This is a genomic window from Streptomyces sp. L500 (assembly GCF_054551825.1).
Genome location: NZ_JBTOLC010000121.1, coordinates 1 through 1,434, shown reverse-complemented (window position 1 = coordinate 1,434; position 1,434 = coordinate 1). Strand labels below are relative to the sequence as shown.

1 protein-coding gene is annotated in these 1,434 nt (G+C 70.8%); it reads left to right on the top strand.

The window, feature by feature from the left end:
• On the top strand, positions 1-1,434 hold a 1,434-nt coding region (locus ACX9I7_RS32590; protein WP_459389398.1), incomplete at both ends, for an acetyl-CoA carboxylase biotin carboxylase subunit.

The window sequence follows — 1,434 nt, the reverse complement described above, 5'->3', positions numbered from 1 at the left end:
GTGCGCAAGGTGCTTATCGCCAATCGTGGCGAAATCGCTGTCCGTGTCGCTCGTGCGTGCCGGGACGCGGGGATCGCCAGTGTGGCGGTCTATGCCGATCCGGATCGTGACGCGTTGCATGTCCGGGCGGCCGACGAGGCGTACGCGCTGGGTGGTGAGACCCCGGCGACCAGTTATCTGGACATGGCCAAGGTCCTGGCCGCCGCGGCGGAGTCGGGTGCGGACGCGGTGCACCCGGGGTACGGGTTCCTCTCCGAGAACGCCGAGTTCGCCCAGGCCGTCCTCGACGCCGGCCTGACCTGGATCGGCCCGCCCCCGCACGCCATCCGCGACCTCGGTGACAAGGTCGCGGCCAGGCACATCGCCCAGCGTGCCGGTGCCCCTCTCGTCGCCGGTACCCCCGACCCGGTCTCCGGGGCGGAGGAGGTCGTGGCCTTCGCCGAGGAGCATGGTCTGCCGATCGCGATCAAGGCGGCGTTCGGTGGCGGCGGCCGCGGCCTGAAGGTCGCCCGCACCCTGGAGGAAGTCCCCGAGCTGTACGACTCGGCGGTGCGTGAGGCGGTCGCGGCGTTCGGGCGCGGGGAGTGCTTCGTGGAGCGCTACCTCGACAAGCCCCGCCACGTCGAGACCCAGTGCCTGGCCGACACCCACGGCAACGTCGTCGTGGTCTCCACGCGTGACTGCTCGCTGCAGCGCCGCCACCAGAAACTGGTGGAGGAGGCCCCCGCGCCGTTCCTGTCGGATGAGCAGAACGCCCAGCTGTACGCGGCGTCGAAGGCCATCCTGAAGGAGGCCGGCTACGTCGGCGCCGGCACGGTGGAGTTCCTGGTCGGTGCGGACGGCACGATCTCCTTCCTGGAGGTCAACACGCGTCTGCAGGTCGAGCACCCGGTGACCGAGGAGGTCACGGGGATCGACCTGGTGCGGGAGATGTTCCGGATCGCCGACGGCGAGGAACTCGGCTACGACGACCCGGCGGTACGCGGTCACTCCTTCGAGTTCCGGATCAACGGCGAGGACCCGGGCCGCAACTTCCTGCCCGCCCCCGGCACCGTCACCACCTTCACCCCGCCCACCGGCCCCGGTGTGCGTCTGGACGCGGGCGTGGAGTCCGGCAGCGTCATCGGCCCGGCGTGGGACTCGCTGCTGGCGAAGCTGATCGTGACGGGTGCCACGCGTGAGCAGGCGCTGCAGCGCGCGGCGCGTGCGCTGGCGGAGTTCCAGGTCGAGGGCATGGCCACCGCCATCCCCTTCCACCGCGCCGTGGTCACCGACCCCGCCTTCACCAGCGACCCGTTCCACATCCACACCCGCTGGATCGAAACCGAATTCACCAACACCATCCCGCCCTTCACCGGCGCCGCCGCCGAGGAGGAAGAGGAACTCGGCCGCGAGACGGTCGTGGTCGAGGTGGGCGGCAAGCGCCTTGAGGTC